This is a genomic window from Candidatus Chloroploca asiatica (genome assembly GCF_002532075.1).
In the GTDB taxonomy this organism is placed as follows: domain Bacteria; phylum Chloroflexota; class Chloroflexia; order Chloroflexales; family Chloroflexaceae; genus Chloroploca; species Chloroploca asiatica.
Window position 1 is genome coordinate 139,531 of record NZ_LYXE01000110.1, and the last position, 18,906, is coordinate 158,436.

The window sequence follows — 18,906 nt, forward strand, 5'->3', positions numbered from 1 at the left end:
TTGTGAATTTTTCGCCTGTTTGCACCCAAAGTGGCGATTTTGCTACCCGCAAACGGACACGGCAATGCTAGAATAGCCCGCAAAGTACAGCTCTACCATTCATTTGCGGTAACTTGATACTGCTTGCATAGACGCAGGGGCACGACGCAAAGACGCACGGCATGCCCCTGCGTCTTTTTGTGTTCCGTGTCGAATCGTCGCCCGCGTGTGCCATGCTCGTGATGGCACTGCGGAGGGTTGCAACTCTATGGACGCACACGCCTACGATGCCTTGGTGATTGGGGCTGGGATTAGCGGGATGCAGGCGGCCCTGGATCTTGCCGAGAAGGGCTATCAGGTACTCGTCGTAGAACGCCAGGCAAGCATTGGCGGCACGATGGCGAAACTTGACAAGACCTTCCCAACGAATGATTGCGCGATCTGCATCACTGCCCCCAAGATGGTCGAGTTGGCCCGCCACCCCAACATTACGCTGCTCACCTCGGCGCAAGTCGAGCGGGTCGCGGGGTCGGTCGGGCATTTCGAGGTGACGATCTGGCGGCAGACGACCTATGTTGACCCCGAGAAGTGTACAGGCTGTGGCGATTGCGCCCGCGCCTGTCCCGTCGAGGTGGCCGATACGTTCAATGGGCGACTGTCGCGACGCAAGGCGATCTATCTCCAGTTTCCCCAGGCGGTGCCGGCGGTCTATACGATTGACTATGCCCAGTGTACGGGCTGTGGGGCCTGCGACCGCGCCTGTGGCCCCGGGGCGATTTCGTTTCTGCGGCGCTCGCAACCGCTGACGGTCACGGTTGGCAGCATCGTGGTCGCCACGGGTTTCGAGGTGCTCGAGCCAACCGAGTTGCGGCGCGAGTATGGCTATGGGCGCTTTGCGAATGTGTTGACGGCGCTGCAGTACGAGCGTTTGATGGCCGCTTCCGGGCCAACTGATGGACATGTGACCCGGCCTTCTGATGGGCAGGCGCCGCGCAGCATCGCCTGGATCCAGTGCGTCGGCTCGCGCAGTACCCAGGGCGGCCACCCCTACTGCTCGAAGATCTGTTGCATGTATGCGACCAAAGAGGCGCTCATTACCCGCGAACACGCCCCTGACACCGCAACAACGATCTTTTATATGGATCTGCGGGCCTATGGCAAAGATTTTCAGCAGTACTATCGCCGTGCGGCCGACCACGGCGTGCGGTATGTGCGGAGCCGCCCCGCCAGCGTGAGTGAAAATGCCGATCAGAGCTTAATGCTAGAGTATGAGGATACGTTGACGGGGAAAGTGGCGAGCGAGACGTTTGATCTGCTGGTGCTCTCGACTGCCGTGGTGCCCCCGCCCGAGAATCGGCGACTGGCGCAGGCGCTCGGCATTGCAGTGGATGAACATGGCTTTTTTGTCGCCCGTGATGCGTTGCGCGCCCCGCTGCACGCGACCCGCGAGGGCATTTTCCTCGCCGGGGGTGCCCAAGGGCCCAACGATATCCCCGATTGCGTTGCGCAGGCCAGCGGTGCCGCCGGGCTCGCGGCGATCCCGCTGAGTCAGCGCCAGCGCACCGCCGAACCGGTGCCGCCCGCCGAGCGCGATGTCGCCGCTGAAGCCCCGCGTACCGGCGTCTTTGTCTGTAGTTGCGGCAAGAATATTGGCGGGTTTGTTGATGTCGAGGCCGTGACCGCCTCGGCGCGGGCGTTGCCCGAGGTGGCCTTCGCCGAGGCTTGTACGTTCGCGTGCTCGGAGGATGCCCAGCGGAAGATCAGGGGGGCCATCGAAGCCAATGGGCTCAATCGGGTCGTCGTGGCGGCCTGCTCGCCCATTACCCACGGCCCGGTCTTCCAACAGACCTGCGCCGAAGTTGGGCTCAACGCCGGCCTCTTTGAGATGGCGAATATCCGCAATCAGTGTTCGTGGGTGCATTCGTCTGAGCCCGGCCCCGCGACCACCAAGGCCGCCGATCTGGTGCGCATGGCCGTTGCCCGTGCTAGTTACGTCAAGTCACTGCCTGTCCAGACGATCGAGGTGACCCCGGGATGCCTGGTGATTGGCGGCGGCGCGGCTGGCATGACGGCGGCGATCACGCTGGCCGAGATGGGCATCGAGGTCGTTCTGGTCGAACGCGAGACGGTACTGGGGGGCAAGCTGAATCTGCTTGGCAAACTGGCCCCCAATGATCTGCCGGCCAGTACGTTCCGCGAACATCTGGTTCACGAGGTGCAACGCCGCCCGCAGATCAAGGTCTTTACGGGCACCGAGGTGGGCGAGGTGAGCGGCCATGTCGGCAATTTCCAGGTGACGCTCGACGGCGGGCTCGGCGAGGCGATCACACAGGTGCAGGTCGGCACGATCATTGTGGCCACAGGCTTCCGTGAGGTAGACCTGCGCGGGCGCTATGGCTACGGTGATGACCCGCGCATTATCACGCAACTCGAACTCGAGCGGCACCTGCGGGACGGCACGCTTGGCAAGCCACGTTCAGTGGTGATGATCAATTGTGCCGGCTCGCTCGATGCCGCGAATCCATCGTGCTGCCGCATCGGGTGCAGCGTCGCCGTCAAAAATGCCCGCCTGGTACACCAGGCCGCCCCCGGTACGCAGGTCTTTCTGCTCTACCAGGATCTGCGCGTCTATGGCAAAGGCCAGGAAGAGGCCTTTACCCAGATGCTCGCTGAAGTCGCGCCGCAGCGGATCAGGTACGACGCCGAGCGTCCGCCCCAGGTGAGCCTCGAGCACGGGCGCATCATGGTGACGGTCTACGATACCCTGCTGCGCGACGAGCTTGAGGTCGAAGCGGATCTGGTGGTGCTGACGGCTGCGTTACGCGGCGATGGCGAAACACCGCGCCTCAAGCAGATGCTCAAGGTTGGCGCCAATGCCCAGGATTTTTATCACGAGGCGCATGCGAAGATCCGGCCACTCGACTTTACCACCGAGGGCATCTACCTCTGCGGGGGCGACCATTACCCACGGAGCATTCCCGATACGCTGGCGCAGGCCGCCGGCGCTGCGTCGCGTGCGGCGATCCCGCTGTTGCGCGGGCGAGTCAAGGTTGAGCCAATCGTCGCCGAGGTTGAGGCAGCACGCTGCTCGGGCTGTGGTCTCTGCGTGCCGCACTGCCCGTATGGCGCCATGAGGCTCGATCCTGAACGGGGAGTGCTGGTGATCGAAGAGGTCTTGTGCAAGGGTTGTGGCACATGTGTCGCGGCCTGCCCGTCGGGGGCGCTGCAGCAACGTGGCTTCGCCGATGCACAAGTGCTGGCCATGATCGAGACCGCCTGGGAGGGGGCGCTGGTATGAGTGAGCCGTTCGAACCAAAAATCGTGGGGTTGCTCTGTAGCTGGTGCGCGTATGCGGGGGCCGACACCGCAGGCGTCAGTCGCGTCCAGTACCCACCCAACCTTCGCATTGTGCGCGTGATGTGCAGCGGGCGCGTCGATCCACTCTTTGTGGCGCGTGCGTTTGAACATGGCGCCGATGGGGTGCTGGTCGCGGGGTGCCATCCCGGTGATTGCCACTATCTTTCGGGCAACAACTATGCCGAAGAGCGCTTTGCCAAATTTGCCCAGTTGCTCGACTTCTTTGGCCTTGACCAGCGTCGCTTCAAACTGGCCTGGGTCTCGGGATCAGAAGGTGCTCGTTTTGCCGCAATTGTGGCCGAGATGACCGAGGAATTGCGTGCCCTCGGGCCACTCGAGTTGAAGGTGCAGTGATGACAACCGCGCTTGAAACCCAACTCCGGAGTCGTGCCCACGACCTGCTGGCCGAGGGCGTTGTTGAGCTCTTTCTCGGCTACCGCCAGGGTTCCAACCCGCTGCGGGTCGCCCCTTTTGTCGCCCGTACGCCGCTCGAAACGGCCAAGCTCGTCTGGAATGCCGTCTGTGTGCCGAATCTGGCGGGTACGCTGGCGAAGCATGCCGGCCAGCGCATCGGGGTGGCGCTGAAAGCGTGTGATGCACAGTCAGTCCGCGAGTTGCTCAAGTTGAACCAGCTTGAACGCAGTCGCCTCTATCTCATCGGCATCGGCTGCGCAGGCATGGCTGACCCCGCAGCGATCACCGACGCCGCCCCAGGGCGGGTCACTGGTCTCGCCGAAGCAGGCCCTGACCTGGTGCTCACCACGGCGGACGACGTTGTCCGCCGTGAACGGGGTACTCTGCTCCTGACAAAATGCGCAACGTGTACCGGGATGCCAACTGATTTCTGTGACGAGTGGCTAGGTGAAGCACCGCCCGCGCCGCCCGCAGTTCCCGCCGAACGCTTTGCGGCGGTGCAGGCGCTCGCAACGCTTGCGCCACCCGAACGCCTGGCTTTCTGGAGTGAACACCTGAGCAGATGCACGCTCTGTTATGCCTGTCAGACGGTCTGCCCGCTCTGCTTCTGCAAAGAGTGTGCCCTGACGCTCGAACGCGACCATCCCCGGCGGCAGGCGCGTGAGCCAATGACCATCTTTGCGTACCATCTGATGCGCGCCTATCACCTGGCCGACCGTTGCACCGGCTGCGATGAGTGTAGCCGGGTCTGCCCCGAAGATATCCCGCTGAACCTGATCTGCCGCAAGCTCGAACAAGATCGGAGCCAGGTATGACCACAAGCATCCGTATCGGCAGTGGGCGCAACGAGTTGTTGCAAAAAGTCGAGGCCTTGAGTGGGCAACACCTCGCCAACTGCTATCAGTGTGGCACCTGCGCCGCAGGTTGTCCGTTTCACCAGGCGATGGATCTGCTACCTGATGCCCTGATCCAGCACCTGCGGCTCGGCTTGCCAGGCATCCTTGAGCGACAAACCTTCTGGATTTGTGCTGGTTGCGATACGTGCAGTGACCGCTGCCCGCGGGGGCTGGATATCGCGCGGATCATGGAAGCCCTACGCCAGATCTGCCTCCGTGAAGGCGGTGATCATCCCGCACTGACCCAGTTGGAGCGCGCCGACCTTGGTGCGTTGCCGCCGATTGCGCTGGTTGCGAGTATGCGGCGCAACTCAGGCTAGGAGAGGGAAAGCGGAAAGCGGAACCATTGTCCAAGAAAGAACCGTGGCATGCAGATCGCATATTATCCTGGATGTACGATAAAAGTCTCGGCCCCCGAGCACGAAATTGCTGCGCTGGCGGTGATGCGTGTGCTTGGCCTCGACTTGCACGAGATGCGCGAGTGGAACTGCTGTGGCGTGGTCCATTCGCTCGCCACCGATAACCTGATCCGCCATATGGCTCCCGTCCGGGTCTTTGCCCGCCTGCAGCAGCAAGGCGAACGCGAGGTCGTTACGCTCTGCGATATGTGCTTCAATACGCTGGCGCGGGCCAACCAAGTAGCCCGGCGGCAACCCGAGCAGATGGACGCGATCAAGGCGACCAGCGGCGATGAACTCAACTACGATGGCAGCGCCGAGGTGCTACATCTGCTGCAGATCCTGCGTGACCGGGTGGGCATGGCGGCGATCAAGGCGCGGGTGCGCCAACCACTGCACAACCTGCGGGTCTACCCCTACTACGGGTGCAAGCTCTTGCGCCCGACCGAGGTGGGCCTTGACGACCCCGAAGTTCCCACGGTGCTCGGTGATCTGATGGCAGCGCTGGGAGCGACCGTCGTCGAGGGGAACCTGCAGACGCGCTGCTGCGGAGCGTACCACGTGGTCAACCGCGAAAACCTGGTGGCAGAGCGCGTCGCGGCGACCGTTGCGCAGGCCCGGGCCAACGGAGCCAACGCGATCGTGCTCTCGTGCCCCCTCTGCCATTTCAACTTGGCGACCCGCCAGAGCAACCCCGACCATGCGTTGCCTGTGCTCTACTACACGCAATTGATGGGCCTCGCCTTTGGGTTGCCCCCCGCAACGCTCGGGCTACCAGATGCGACTGCACTTTTCGAGGAAGCGTTGCCCACCGCGCACCACGCGCAAGCCGTGCCTATGTGTACGAAAGGAGAACGGTGATGAGCGAACAAGCCCCCCTGATCACGATGCAATTGATGGGCAAGAATTACCGTGTTCCCGCTGGCCTGACGCTTATGGCGGCGATCGAGTATGCCGGGTACAAACTGGTGCGCGGGGCCGGTTGTCGCGGCGGCTTCTGTGGCTCGTGTCCAACGCTCTATCGTCGCGAAGGCAACCACCGGATCTTCACTGCCCTGGCTTGCCAAACCCTGGTCGAAGACGGAATGTGCCTCGTCCAGATGCCGTTTGTCCCCCTGATCACCAGGCCGTACGATCTGTATACCATCACGCCACAGGCCAACACCCTGTTGCAACACTTCCCCGAAATTGCGGGCTGCGTCGCATGTAATACCTGTACCCGTTCGTGCCCACAGGGGTTGCCCGTGATGGACTACATCCAGGCGAGTCTGCGTGGCGACATCGAACGGGCCGCGCTGCTCTCGTTCGATTGCATCTCGTGCGGCATCTGTTCGAGCCGTTGCCCGGCGGATATCAAACACTACGCGGTGGGCCTGCTCGCCCGACGGCTCTATGGCAAATATATCACGCCGAACGCCCCCGATCTCGCTGAACGCGTTGCCGCCATTGAAACCGGAGACGTTACCGCCGAACTTGACACCTTGATGGCCTTGTCTGCCACTGAACTGCGCAGCCGCTATGAACAGCGCACCTTTGAAGTTGTCGCCGAACAAGAAGATCCCTACAGCGCAACCCGCTCGTACAACTCGGCCATGGATCCCGTTGACTACCAGGACGAGCTCGAGGTGAGTGGGTGACGGCATAGTCAGCGGGCTGCGCCCGCTGACTATGCCATATACTCTGACAAGAGGCAAAAGGAGAAGCTCCGATGGAAATAAGCGACGGATACCCCGCCGCTATGCGGCAGAGTATCGCCAGGGTTGAAGCGACGCGCTCGGCGCGGCTGGGGCGCACCTTCCCTGCGATGAGCCTGGACGAGCGCAAAGCGTTGTTGCTCAGCCATCACCCCGATTACAAAGCCGGCGCAAAACGCCCGCTGCTTTTTGGATCCGGCCAAGGGATGGCGCTCAACCACGAACTGGCCGATCTCTTCGAGGCGCGACCGCTAGTGCGTGCGAGTCTCGATCTGAGCAAGATTGACCACGACGTTGACCTGCTTGTGATTGGCGGGGGCGGTGCGGGCACGGTCGCGGCGATCTGGGCGGTGAAAGCCGGTCTCGACCCGCGCAAGATCCTGGTGACCACCAAGTTGCGCCACGGCGACTCGAACTCAACGATGGCGCAGGGGGGCATTCAGGCCGCCGACCGCCCCGAAGACTCGCCGGCGCAACACTTTCTTGATGTGATGGGGGGCGGCCACTTTACTAATCAGCCCGAACTGGTGCGTGCGCTGGTGCAGGATGCACCATTGATCATCCAGTGGCACGAACACCTCGGGATGATGTACGACAAAGATGCCAGCGGTCACTTCATCGAACACCCCGGCGGCGGCACGTCGCGCAACCGGATGCATTCGGCCCGCGACTATACCGGGCTCGAAATGATGCGCGTCTTGCGCGACGAAGCTCGCAACCTTGGCATTCCGGTGATCGAGTTTTCCCCGGTGATCGAGTTGCTTTGCGATGACGAGGGGCGCGTAAGCGGGGCGGTGCTGATCAATCTGGAGACCAGGCATTACCACATTGTGCGCGCCAAGGCGACAATTATTACTACGGGCGGCCTCGGACGCTTGCATATGCAGCAGTACCCGACGACCAATCACTATGGCGCAACCGCCGATGGGTTGGTGCTCGCGTATCGTGTCGGGGCCAGGCTGATTGACCTTGATGCGGTACAGTACCATCCAACGGGGGCGGCGTTTCCCGCCCAAATGGCCGGCCTGCTGATTACCGAGAAGGTGCGTGGCCTTGGGGCGCAACCACTCAACTGCGACGGCGAACAATTTGTCTTTCCGCTCGAACCACGCGATGTCGAAGCCTCGGCCTTTATTCGCGAGTGTGCCGAACGCGGCAAAGGCATCAAGACGCCACAGGACATGTGTGGCGTCTGGCTTGATGCGCCGATGGTTGACCTGATCCATGGGCCAGGTACGATCCGCGAAGCCCTGCCCGCCATGTTCCGCATGTATGCCCGCTTTGGCATTGATATGACCCGTGACCCGATCCTCGTCTTTCCAACGCTGCACTACCAGAATGGCGGCATTGCAACTGATGAGCACGGCGCAACCAGTGTGCCCGGGCTCTATGCGGCGGGCGAGGTGATGGGTGGAGTTCATGGAAAGAACCGGCTAATGGGCAATTCACTGCTCGACTTCAATGTCTTCGGGCGACGGGCGGGGATGGCCGCCGCCACGTATGCCCGCGAGCATCCCGCCGGGAAGCTCAGTCTTGCCCACGTTGCCGCCTACGAGGCCATGTTGCACGACGCAGGCATCAAAACGACGCGTACGGCCCCGCGCATCTTGCCCGACTATCGCGGCAAAGAGGCGCTGGATCGGTACCTTGATATTCCGTTATAGGCAAAGCACGGCGAGCATGTTCGTTGGGCTAAATAGTCTGTAACAAAAGTTTGCTGCTCTAGGGATTGGCTTCGACAAGCTCAGCCAACGGCGGACGATGGGCATTGCGAACGGACGGAGGCTGAGCCTGTCGAACGCAGGCTGAGCCGGTCGAAGCCCCCGCTGGGATCAAGCAACGTACGTTACAGACTACCAAGCTCAACAAACAAACTAGCATATAGAGTAGGCAGGGAACGATGCATGTGATCGAACTAAATGAACACTGGTGCAAAGGGTGTCGAGTGTGTGTCTTCCACTGCCCGACCAGGAGCCTGCGTATCGCATCACGGTTTACTATGCGGGGCATTCACCCACCTGAACTGGTCGAGGCAGAACGCTGCAATGGGTGCCGCCTCTGCGAATTGCTCTGCCCAGATTTCGCGATTACCGTCATGGAGGCTGTCAGTGTCAACGCATAGAGACCGTCTTCGGCAAGCGATGGGCGACAAGGTTCAGTTTGTTCAGGGCGACGATGCCTGTGCCTACGGGGCGATCCTGGCGGGTTGCACCTTCTTTGCTGGCTATCCCATTACCCCGGCGACCGAAGTCGCCGAGCGTATGGCCGAGATTTTGCCCAAAATCGAGGGGTGCTATATCCAGATGGAAGACGAGATCGCCAGCATGGGGGCCATCGTCGGGGCAAGTTGGACCGGGGTCAAAACGATGACCGCCACCTCTGGCCCTGGTTTTTCGCTGATGCAAGAGAATCTCGGCTACGCGATCATGACCGAGACACCCTGCGTGATCGTCAATGTCCAGCGCTCGGGGCCTTCGACCGGCCAGCCAACGCTCGGCGCATACGGCGATATGATGCAGGCGCGCTGGGGCACCCACGGCGACCACGAGATTATTATGCTCTGTCCGGCGTCGGTGCAAGAGGCGATGGAGTTGACGATTGTTGCGTTTAACCTGGCCGAAGCCTACCGGACGCCGGTGCTGGTCTTTATTGACGGCGAACTGGGCCATATGCGCGAGCGGCTCGTCATTCCCGAGGACGACGAATTTGAACTGGTCGAACGCACGTGTGCCACCTCACGCGAGGGCTATCGCCCCTTTGCGGCGGGCGAGAACCTTGTGCCGGCCTTTGCCCCCTTCGGGGCCGGGTTCCGCACCTATGTCACCGGCTTAACCCACAACGAAGCGGGCTTGCCTCGCTCGGCGAGTGCGCCGATCCACGACCAACTGGTGCGCCGTCTGGCCGACAAGATTCTACGCAACACTGACCAGATCATTCGTTATGAAGAGTTTGGGGCCGAGGAGTGCGAGATCGCGATCATCGCCTATGGCATTACCGCCCGCGCATGCCGTGATGTTGTTGAAGAAGGCCGCCAACGTGGCCTCAAGGTCGGCCTGTTGCGCCTGATCACCATCTGGCCCTTCCCCGACGAAGTCGTCGCCAGGTGGGCCGCACGGGTGCAGGCCATCCTGGTACCCGAAATGAACCTGGGCCAGATCGTGCATCCAATCCGCGAAGCGGTCGCCGGGCGCTGCCCGGTCATGTTGCAGAGTAAAATCGGCGGCGAGTTGCATACACCAACCGAACTAAGCGAGGCGCTGGAGGAACTGCGATGTCAGGTCTGCTAAAGCTCAAAACCGCCGCCGAGTTGCGCCAAACCTATCTGCGCCACGAGATGTTCCCAACCATCTTTTGCGATGGGTGTGGCCTTGGCAATGTGCTCAACTACACCCTCTGGGCGCTCGACGAACTGCAACTCGACCTCGACCGCACCGTCTTTGTCTCGGGCATCGGCTGCTCATCACGCCTCTCGGGTTATGTCAACGCAGACGGAATGCACACCACGCATGGCCGGGCGCTGGCATTTGCGTCGGGAATCAAAGCCGCGCAGCCCGACTTGAACGTCATCGTCTTTACCGGCGACGGCGACGGCTCGGGCATTGGTGGCAACCACCTGTTGCACACGATCCGGCGCAATATGGATCTGACGGTCATCCTGGTCAACAACTTCACCTACGGCATGACCGGCGGTCAGGCTGCCCCGACCACACCGATCGACAGCTTCAGCACCACGACACCGTATGGCAACATCGAATACCCGCTCGACATCTGCGCATTGGCCCAGACGCTTGGGGCACCCTACGTAGCACGCTGGATGATCAACCAGCCCTATCCACCGATCAAATCAATTGCCCAGGGCATCCAGAAACGCGGCTTTGCGCTGATCGAAATGCTCGTTCCCTGCCCAACCGCCTATGGCCGACGCAACGGGCTCAAGCAACTCGAAACGATCTGGCAATGGTACCGCGAGCATACCATCCTGATTGACGACTACGAACACATTATGCACTTTGGCTCACCCGAAGAACGAGCCGCGCTGCACGACACGATCAAGATCGGCGTCTTCCAGGACTGCGAACGCGAAAGCTTCGAGGCACGCTGGGCCACGCTGGTCGAGCAGGTGAAATTATGAAACAAGAGATCCGCATCTGTGGGTTTGGCGGGCAAGGAGTCATCACCGCAGCCGTCATCCTCGGCAAAGCGGCCGCCGTCTATGATGGCCTGATCGCCTGCCAGGTGCAATCGTACGGCCCCGAAGCACGCGGCGGCGCAGCGCGCGCCGAGGTCATCATTGCCAACGAACCAATCGGCTATCCAGGCATTCACGCTGCCGATATCCTCGTCGCTATGTCGCAAGAAGCGTTCAACCGCTACATCAACGACATCAGACCAGGAGCAACGATCATTATTGACCCCGACATGGTTATCACCTACGAGGCAGCACCCTATGCACACCTGGTGCCCTCAACCAGGATCGCCGAAGAACTAGGCAACGTCGTCGTCGCCAACATCGTCATGCTCGGCGCAGTGACTGCCTTGACCGGCGTCGTTTCACGTGAAGCGATGCTCGCCTCGACCCTCGCAAGCGTCCCGAGCAAATTCAAAGCGCTCAACCAACAGGCGCTTGAAGCAGGGATGACGGTGGTCGCGGGGCTGTCGCCCTAAAAACCCATGCTTGTGCTCACGGCCAGCTTCGCTGGCCGTGAGCACAAGAGACAGCATCTCAACGCCGGAGTTTGCGCAGGTTGGTATAGATCACGCCACCATCCACGAGTTGCACCGGCAGCATGCTCAGGACAAAGAGCAAACCGTGCTGAGTAGCAGCAATGGCAAGCAACTGCCTCGCCAGGGAATTGGTGACACGGCTACGCAACAGCAGCAACACCAGTGTGGCAAGCAAAGAGGCCGCAACCCCACCACCAGCACGGCCAATATGCTGCTGCGGCGAAACATCATGGTTGACATACACACTCATTGGATACAAGCCAAAATCAACTGCATCCATCGGTGCGCCCACCGCCTCGGAAGAGACAATATGCCCGACGACGTGGGTAAAATCGGCAGTATACCAGAGTCCCCCGGCGGCAATGCCCAGCGCAACGCGGCGTTCGCGGGTCACAAGGGCAACGACAAGTGCGGACAAGAGACCGGCCCCGAGAGATGTGGGCCGTATCGTGACAGGGACACCAAGCAACGAAAAGTTTGCGTGCATCACATTTTCCTGTAGGAGCACGGCGCCGCCGTGCCCCCCCCTCCGGCCACGGCACCTAGGGCGATTGCATCTTCCGTGTAGGCACCCCGCCAAGGCACCCGCAAGGGCACCCGCAAGGGGTGCCCCTACACCGGATGCGGCCTCGCCCCGGTACGGGCACCCCTTGCGGGTGCCCCGCCCCGGCACGGCCCAACCCTTGCGGGTGCCCCGTTGTATCCGATTTCGTATGATGCAATCGCCCTACCACGGCACCCCCGTGCCCCTACCCGATCCGTTGGGCAATGCTTGCCAGCACAACCTGATCATCTTCGGTTAAACCAAGCTCGGCCATTGCCGTGGCAACCCGTTTGATCAGCGGATTGACGTCGTCCTCGGCAGGAGGATGAGGGTGGCGCGGGGCAGCAGGGGCGAGGTCCCCAGAAAGATCAACCGACTCGGGGATCACATCCCAGAGCGGCGTGGGACGATAGCGTTGAATGACCGGCCACCGATACCAGCGTGCGAGTGTACGGATATAGCCGAGGGCCGCAGCTTCTAAGGTATGGTCAGTCGCAACATACGCACGGGCCTGGGCACCAAGGGCCTGCGCCAGATCCGGCTGGCCCAGCAAGAGTTGGCAATAGGCGAAGATCTGAGCATATTCGGCAGGCCCGGGGTCAACCTGCGCGACCACGCCCGCAGGCAGTTCGGCAAACGAACCCACGGCACTCACCAGGGTCGGGCGCCCCGCACCAAGCAGGCGCAAGAGGCTTGCGCTCGTCTCACCGCCAGTTGGGTAGCGCAGATTCACACAGAGGTCAGCCGCAGCCACATAGGCCTCAAATTGTTCACGTGGCACATGACCGGTCACAATGACTGCATCGCCAAGGCGCAAACGGTCGATCAAGCTCATCAGATCGTAGTTTGGCGAAACACTGCCCACCAGAAGATACCGCACATCAAGCCCCTGGGCACGCAGATCACCGAGCACACGCAGCGTCGGCTCGACCCGCTTCCAGGCATTGATATGCCCAAAACTCGCCAGGAGAAGCGCATCAGGCGGCAAGCCAAGAAACGCACGGGCCGCAGCCCGCTCTACCGGTGGCAGCAGCGGCACACCCATCGGCACAATCGCCACCGGGAGATTGGGCCGCAAGGCGGCAACGTGTTCCTGGACATAGCGACTATGCGCAAGCAAACCACGGGCCGCAGCGAGGACGGACTCACACAAAGGAAAATCAAAAGCCGCATCAGTAAACCGCGAACGAATCATCAGTTGCGCCATGTGTGCGCCCGCATCGCCATAGCGCGCCTCCATCGCCCGCACATACTGCTGAATATCACGGCCCACATTCGCCGCATACCAGAGCATAAAATGGTGCAAGACAAGATCATGGAGCACAATCACCCCCGGCAAGCGGCGCGCCTGTCGCCAGATCGCGGCGTGAGCCGGACTGTTCCCCATATGATAGACCAGCGCATCAAACGGGCGGCGGCGTGCCTCACGTTCAAGACGACGGATCGGCAATACCTCGAGATGGCTGTTCAAGGCCGGATTGGTTGGCTTGAGCCCATCTTCAACAAAAAGGGTGACATCAGCATACTGCCCAAGATAGGGCAGCAACTCTTCACTATAATCAGAAATCCCCGACGGGGCGGGGTTGACTGGTGAGCAATAGGCAATTCGTGGGATGTTCATGGCGTTGCCATTGTACCATACGGTTTTTAAGGGCGGTCGCCCTCAAAACCCATGCTTGTGCTAGCCGATTTCGCCAGCACAAGCAAGATTTTTGGAGCCGCCCCCCTTTTGCATACCCCCTGTACGGGAGTTGTGCAAAAGGTACAAAACGACTTGACAACTTTTGGCATACATTGTATAGTAGCCAACAATACTATCCGGCAAAACTACCACATCCTAGTGCGACAATGGCGCTCGTCAATTGCTCAGTGATCTGAGTTTGGCGAGCGCCTGTTTGTAGGTTTTTCCTCGGTTCAACGTTTCAACGGTTCGACACTCTACTAGTAAGGTGAATAGCGTGAACAATCTCCCTGCACGAGTGACTGAGAGTCTGTATGACCCACGCTTTGAGCGTGATGCCTGTGGGATCGGCTTTGTTGCCCGGATTAATGGGCATCCTGGTCACGAGATTCTAGCGATGGCCCTTGAGGCGTTGGGTAATCTTGAGCATCGCGGGGCAGTCGCAGATGATGCCAAGACAGGTGATGGTGCAGGGGTATTGATTCAGATTCCACGCGAATTTGTGCAACGTGAGTTGCAACGCCTGAATATCGGGGCGGATCCATCCACAGTTGCCCTGGGGATGTTTTTTTTCCCGGCTGACGTTGAGGCCCACGCAGCAGCACGAGCGGTGGTTGCCCACGAACTCGAGGCCCATAATCTGCGCTTGCTCGGGTGGCGTGAGGTGCCCGTTGACCCCGAGGCACTTGGTGAGCGCGCCCGCGAGGCAATGCCTGCCATTGATCAGGCGTTGATCGCTCCGACCAATGGGCTCGATGAACTGGCTTTTGAACGGACCCTCTTTATTGCCCGCAAGGCAATGGAGCAGAGTTTTGCCCGCGAGGGGCTCGCAGCCTATGTCCCTTCTCTCTCGTGTCGTACTGTGGTCTATAAGGGTCTGTTGCTGGGAACGACGCTAAAGCAGTTTTATCCCGATCTGAGCGACCCAAGCATAAAGACGGCCCTGGCCGTCTATCATCAGCGCTATTCGACCAATACCTTCCCGACCTGGGATCGTGCGCAGCCCTTTCGCATGCTTTCGCATAACGGCGAGATCAATACGGTGCAGGGCAATGCCAACTGGATGCGCGCTCGTCAGGCGGTGTTGCACCTACCCGCCGATTTTCTTGAAGTAGCCGTCGATGGGCCGTCAGCCCTCAATCCTGTGCTTGATGATAATGGCTCTGACTCGGGGATGCTTGATAATACGCTCGAGTTGCTGGTGCTCGCCGGGCGCGATGTTCGCCACGCGTTGGCAATGCTTGTGCCCGAGGCCTGGGAGAAGATTCCTGATATGAGCCCGGCCCTCCGTGCCTTTTATCAGTATCACGCTTGTCTTGTTGAACCCTGGGACGGTCCGGCGGCACTGACCTTCTCGGATGGGCGGATTGTGGGAACCTCCCTCGACCGCAATGGTCTGCGTCCGGCCCGCTATATCATCACCGATGATGGCCTGGTGATCTCGGGATCTGAGGTGGGCGCGGTTGCCATTGATGAGGCGCGCGTTGTCCATAAGGGCAAGCTTGGCCCTGGGCAGATGATTGCCGTCGACACAGCCACCGGGCGCTTCTTTACCGATGAGGAGGTCAAGGAATATCTGGCCCAGCAGCAGCCGTACGAGGCCTGGGTCGGGCAGCATTTGCGCCGGATGGCCCAGGTGGCCGAAGAGGTTCGCAATGCGGGAGGCGATACGCCTGCGCTGCCCTATCCCTCGGCGGCAACCCTCCAGCCCTTGCAACAGGCCTTTGGCTATACGAGCGAAGAGTTGAATGTCGTGCTCAAGCCGATGGGCATCACCGGGCAAGAGCCGGTTGGTTCAATGGGTGATGATACCCCTGCGGCGGTGCTGTCAGAGTTTGAGTTGGGTCGCCCGCTCTTCCAGTATTTCAAGCAGCGTTTTGCGGAAGTGACCAACCCACCCATCGACTCGCTCCGCGAAGAACTCGTGATGTCGCTGAGTGTCGCGGTTGGTCGTCGGCGCAATCTGCTCGAAGCCACTCCTGAACACGCTCATCTCCTCGAACTCAATTCGCCGATCCTGACTGATCGCGAACTCGCTGCACTGCGGGCAAATGGCGATCCGCTGCTGCCCGTGGCTACAGTGTCAGCCCTGATGCCCCTTGGGGCATCGTTGCAACAGGCCGTCGAGCACCTTTGTGCCAGCGCCGAAAAAGCGGTGCGCGACGGGGCCGCCGTCGTGATTGTCAGCGATCAGGGCGTCGATGCCGAGCATGCACCGCTTCCGGCCCTGCTCGCCGTGAGTGCCGTCCATCATCACCTGATCCGGACGGGGTTGCGTACCCTCTGTAGTCTGTTGGCTGAGACCGGTGAAATGCGCGAGGTGCATCATCTGGCTTGTCTCGTTGGGTATGGGGCCGAGGCAGTCAATCCGTATCTCGCCCTGGCCAGTGTGCGCCAACTCGCCCTCGAGCGCGATGCGGTCAAGCAGCGCGCCAGTGCCCCCATTGGGGCCGATGATCCGCTGATTGCAGCGCCGCGTGCCCATTCGCTGGGCCTCGAAGCCGAACGCAATGTGATCAAAGCCCTCGAAAAAGGCCTGCTCAAAATTATGTCCAAGATGGGCATTTCGACCCTCGATAGCTACTGCGGTGCCCAGATCTTCGAGGCGCTCGGCATTGAACAAGCCCTGGTTGATCGCTGTTTTACCGGGACACCAACACGCATTGGGGGCATTGGCTTCGCCCGCCTTGAGCAAGATGTGCGTGCTCGCCATCGTAAGGCGTTTACGGCTGAAGAGCATGACGGCGTGACGATTTTGCCGCATCCGGGCTTTTACAAGTACAAGAAGGATGGCGAGTACCACGCCTTTAGCCCGCCCGTGGTACACGCGCTGCAGAAGGCCGCCAAGAACCCCTATGCCCTGAACGGCGATAGCCACGGTCCGGGGGTGAGTGCCGAAGGCTATGCGATCTATCGTACCTATGCCGATCTGGTCAACGGTCGTCCGGCCACCGATCCGCGCGATTTGCTCGAGTTTGTGCCTGCTGGTGCGCCGGTGCCCCTTGATGAAGTAGAGTCAATCGAGGCGATTGTGCAGCGCTTCAGTACGGCAGCGATGAGCCACGGGTCAACCAGTAGTGAGGCCCACGAAACGCTGGCGATTGCGATGAATCGCCTCGGTGGGGCAAGCAATTCGGGGGAAGGTGGAGAGGATGCCGAACGCCTCAAGGACGAGCGCAATTCCAAGATCAAGCAGGTTGCCTCGGGACGTTTCGGCGTAACCCCTGGCTACCTCGCAAGTGCCAGTGAATTGCAGATCAAGATGGCGCAGGGTTCTAAACCCGGTGAGGGGGGACAACTCCCCGGCCACAAGGTCAATGAGGAGATCGCCCGGATTCGCCATACGGTGCCAGGCGTGGCCTTGATTTCGCCCCCACCCCACCACGACATCTATAGCATCGAAGACCTGGCCCAGTTGATCTATGATCTCAAGCAAGTTAATCCGGACGCACGCGTCTCGGTCAAGTTGGTGGCAACCTCGGGGGTGGGCACCATTGCCGCCGGTGTCGCCAAAGGCTATGCCGATACGATCCTGATTAGTGGTCACTCGGGTGGTACCGGGGCGTCGCCACTCAGCAGCATCAAGAATGCCGGGTTGCCCTGGGAACTGGGCCTCGCCGAAACCCAGCAGACCCTGGTACTCAACGGGTTGCGTGGCCGCGTGCGCCTCCGGGCCGATGGGGGTCTCAAGACTGGACGCGATGTGGTGATCGCCGCAATGCTCGGGGCCGACGAATATTCGTTTGGGACAGCCGCCCTGGTCGCCGAGGGCTGCATTATGGCCCGCGCCTGCCACAATAATACGTGTCCCGTAGGCATTGCGACCCAGCGCGCTGAACTGCGCTCGAAGTTCCCAGGCAAACCCGAGATGGTCATGGCCTTCTTCCGCTATCTCGCCCAAGAGGTGCGTGAGTGGCTCGCGAGCCTGGGGTTACGTTCGCTTGATGAGGCCATCGGGCGCAGCAACCTGCTCCGGCAGCGCCAGGTCGGGCATGCTGGCCCCGACTCGCTTGATCTGACGCCGGTGATTGGCACCGCCCACATCGTTCCTGGGGCCGAGCTCAAGCATGGGGGCGAGCGCAACCCCCTGCCAGCCACCGAGAGCCTCAATGATCGCATTATGCACGATACCCGTGCAGCCCTCGCTGCGCGTGGGCCAGTGACGCTCACCTACCAGATCCATAGCCGCGACCGCTCGGTTGGCACGCGGTTGGCCGGGGCTATTGGGCAGATCTATGGCGACAAAGGGCTGCCTCCCTCCACCATCAGGATCAACCTCCGTGGTAGCGCCGGGCAGAGTTTTGGGGCTTTCAATGCCCCTGGGGTTGACCTACTCCTGACTGGCGATGCCAACGATTATGTGGGCAAAGGCATGGCCGGAGGAAGCATCGTCATTGCCCCTGACCCCAAGGCTCGCTTTGCCTCGCACGAAAATGTGATCGCAGGCAATACGCTGCTCTATGGCGCAACTGGGGGCGAACTCTATGCCGCTGGTCAGGTGGGCGAACGGTTTGCCGTACGCAATTCAGGGGCGGTTGCGGTTGTCGAAGGCGTTGGCGATCACGGGTGTGAGTATATGACGGGTGGAACCGTGGTCATCCTCGGTGGTACCGGACGCAACTTTGGGGCCGGGATGACGGGCGGCATTGCCTATGTGCTTGATGAAGCCGGTCATTTTGCCCAACGCTACAATCCCCAGTTGATCGAGTTGCGCTCGATGAGTACCCGTGACGAAGCCCAGGTGCAGACGTTAATCCGTCGCCACGTCGAGGTGACCGGAAGTTCGCGGGGTGCCGAAGTCCTCGCCCGCTGGGAAGTCTATCGTAGCCTCTTCCGCGTTGCCGTGCCACGCGACGCGGTGGCAAAGATCGAGAATGCGAGCGAAGGCACCGAGGAGATTAAATCAGCCTCGGCACGCGCAGCCTGATCACACGAAGCTGATTGTATGGTATAAATGCAGGGTTCACGTCTATTTGCTGATTGCTCTTCCAGGGAAGGTAGACTTGGCGTAGGGTCTACCTGGAAGAGCATTCATATGTGGTAGAGAAGAGAAGGACACGTATGGCCTGGCTTGGTTTGCTTGCTTTGATGGTGTGTATTGCTGCGCTCCCTGGGATTTCCGTCTATCTCGAGTCAACCCGTTCCAATCAAGCATCCGATCTACCCGAAGGCGACGCTTCATAGCTTCTCTGGTGCGCCAGAGAAGCTATGGTACAAT

At 60.7% G+C, this 18,906-nt stretch carries 14 protein-coding genes; 12 read left to right on the forward strand and 2 right to left on the reverse strand.

Annotated elements, in window-relative coordinates; all coding sequences use genetic code 11:
- Nucleotides 1-247: 247 nt before the first annotated feature.
- The 11 genes from A9Q02_RS14745 (at nucleotide 248) to A9Q02_RS14795 (ending at nucleotide 11,403) form a co-directional block, all read left to right on the forward strand.
- Complete coding sequence (locus A9Q02_RS14745) at nucleotides 248-3,277, forward strand: FAD-dependent oxidoreductase (RefSeq protein WP_097653850.1); 3,030 nt, start codon at nucleotides 248-250, stop codon at nucleotides 3,275-3,277.
- On the forward strand, nucleotides 3,274-3,690 hold the full coding sequence (locus tag A9Q02_RS14750; RefSeq protein WP_097653851.1) for a hydrogenase iron-sulfur subunit: 417 nt from the start codon (nucleotides 3,274-3,276) through the stop codon (nucleotides 3,688-3,690). Before A9Q02_RS14745 ends, A9Q02_RS14750 begins: the two co-directional genes overlap by 4 nt.
- Nucleotides 3,690-4,565, forward strand: a complete 876-nt coding sequence (locus A9Q02_RS14755) for a 4Fe-4S dicluster domain-containing protein (protein ID WP_097653852.1) — start codon at nucleotides 3,690-3,692, stop codon at nucleotides 4,563-4,565. The genes A9Q02_RS14750 and A9Q02_RS14755 overlap by 1 nt, the downstream gene beginning before the upstream one ends.
- Complete coding sequence (locus A9Q02_RS14760; RefSeq protein WP_097653853.1) at nucleotides 4,562-4,966, forward strand: 4Fe-4S dicluster domain-containing protein; 405 nt, start codon at nucleotides 4,562-4,564, stop codon at nucleotides 4,964-4,966. Before A9Q02_RS14755 ends, A9Q02_RS14760 begins: the two co-directional genes overlap by 4 nt.
- A gap of 48 nt (nucleotides 4,967-5,014) precedes the next feature.
- Nucleotides 5,015-5,905 carry a CoB--CoM heterodisulfide reductase iron-sulfur subunit B family protein gene (locus tag A9Q02_RS14765; RefSeq protein ID WP_097653854.1) on the forward strand — a complete coding sequence of 297 codons (891 nt, stop codon included), beginning with the start codon at nucleotides 5,015-5,017 and terminating at the stop codon, nucleotides 5,903-5,905.
- A complete protein-coding gene (locus tag A9Q02_RS14770; RefSeq protein WP_097653855.1) occupies nucleotides 5,905-6,681 on the forward strand; it encodes a 4Fe-4S dicluster domain-containing protein in 777 nt (258 codons plus the stop codon). Before A9Q02_RS14765 ends, A9Q02_RS14770 begins: the two co-directional genes overlap by 1 nt.
- A gap of 71 nt (nucleotides 6,682-6,752) precedes the next feature.
- On the forward strand, nucleotides 6,753-8,402 hold the full coding sequence (locus tag A9Q02_RS14775; RefSeq protein WP_097653856.1) for an FAD-binding protein: 1,650 nt from the start codon (nucleotides 6,753-6,755) through the stop codon (nucleotides 8,400-8,402).
- A 242-nt stretch (nucleotides 8,403-8,644) separates the two neighbouring features.
- Entirely contained in the window at nucleotides 8,645-8,860 is a 216-nt protein-coding gene (locus A9Q02_RS14780) for a 4Fe-4S binding protein (protein WP_172450999.1), read from the forward strand.
- Entirely contained in the window at nucleotides 8,847-10,025 is a 1,179-nt protein-coding gene (locus tag A9Q02_RS14785; RefSeq protein ID WP_216361525.1) for a 2-oxoacid:acceptor oxidoreductase subunit alpha, read from the forward strand. Before A9Q02_RS14780 ends, A9Q02_RS14785 begins: the two co-directional genes overlap by 14 nt.
- Nucleotides 10,010-10,870 carry a thiamine pyrophosphate-dependent enzyme gene (locus A9Q02_RS14790; RefSeq protein WP_097653859.1) on the forward strand — a complete coding sequence of 287 codons (861 nt, stop codon included), beginning with the start codon at nucleotides 10,010-10,012 and terminating at the stop codon, nucleotides 10,868-10,870. Before A9Q02_RS14785 ends, A9Q02_RS14790 begins: the two co-directional genes overlap by 16 nt.
- Nucleotides 10,867-11,403: a 2-oxoacid:acceptor oxidoreductase family protein gene (locus tag A9Q02_RS14795; protein ID WP_097653860.1), complete on the forward strand. Its 537-nt coding sequence runs from the start codon at nucleotides 10,867-10,869 to the stop codon at nucleotides 11,401-11,403. The genes A9Q02_RS14790 and A9Q02_RS14795 overlap by 4 nt, the downstream gene beginning before the upstream one ends.
- Before the next feature lie 58 nt (nucleotides 11,404-11,461).
- Here A9Q02_RS14795 and A9Q02_RS14800 read toward each other — a convergent pair whose 3' ends face one another.
- Nucleotides 11,462-11,950, reverse strand: coding sequence for a hypothetical protein (locus A9Q02_RS14800; protein ID WP_097653861.1), 489 nt, complete (start codon nucleotides 11,948-11,950; stop codon nucleotides 11,462-11,464).
- 262 nt (nucleotides 11,951-12,212) lie between these two features.
- Complete coding sequence (locus tag A9Q02_RS14805) at nucleotides 12,213-13,628, reverse strand: glycosyltransferase family 4 protein (protein WP_172451001.1); 1,416 nt, start codon at nucleotides 13,626-13,628, stop codon at nucleotides 12,213-12,215.
- A 337-nt stretch (nucleotides 13,629-13,965) separates the two neighbouring features.
- Here A9Q02_RS14805 and gltB point away from each other — a divergent pair, with 337 nt between their 5' ends.
- Nucleotides 13,966-18,615: a glutamate synthase large subunit gene (gene gltB / locus A9Q02_RS14810; protein WP_097653862.1), complete on the forward strand. Its 4,650-nt coding sequence runs from the start codon at nucleotides 13,966-13,968 to the stop codon at nucleotides 18,613-18,615.
- The last annotated feature ends 291 nt before the right edge of the window (nucleotides 18,616-18,906 follow it).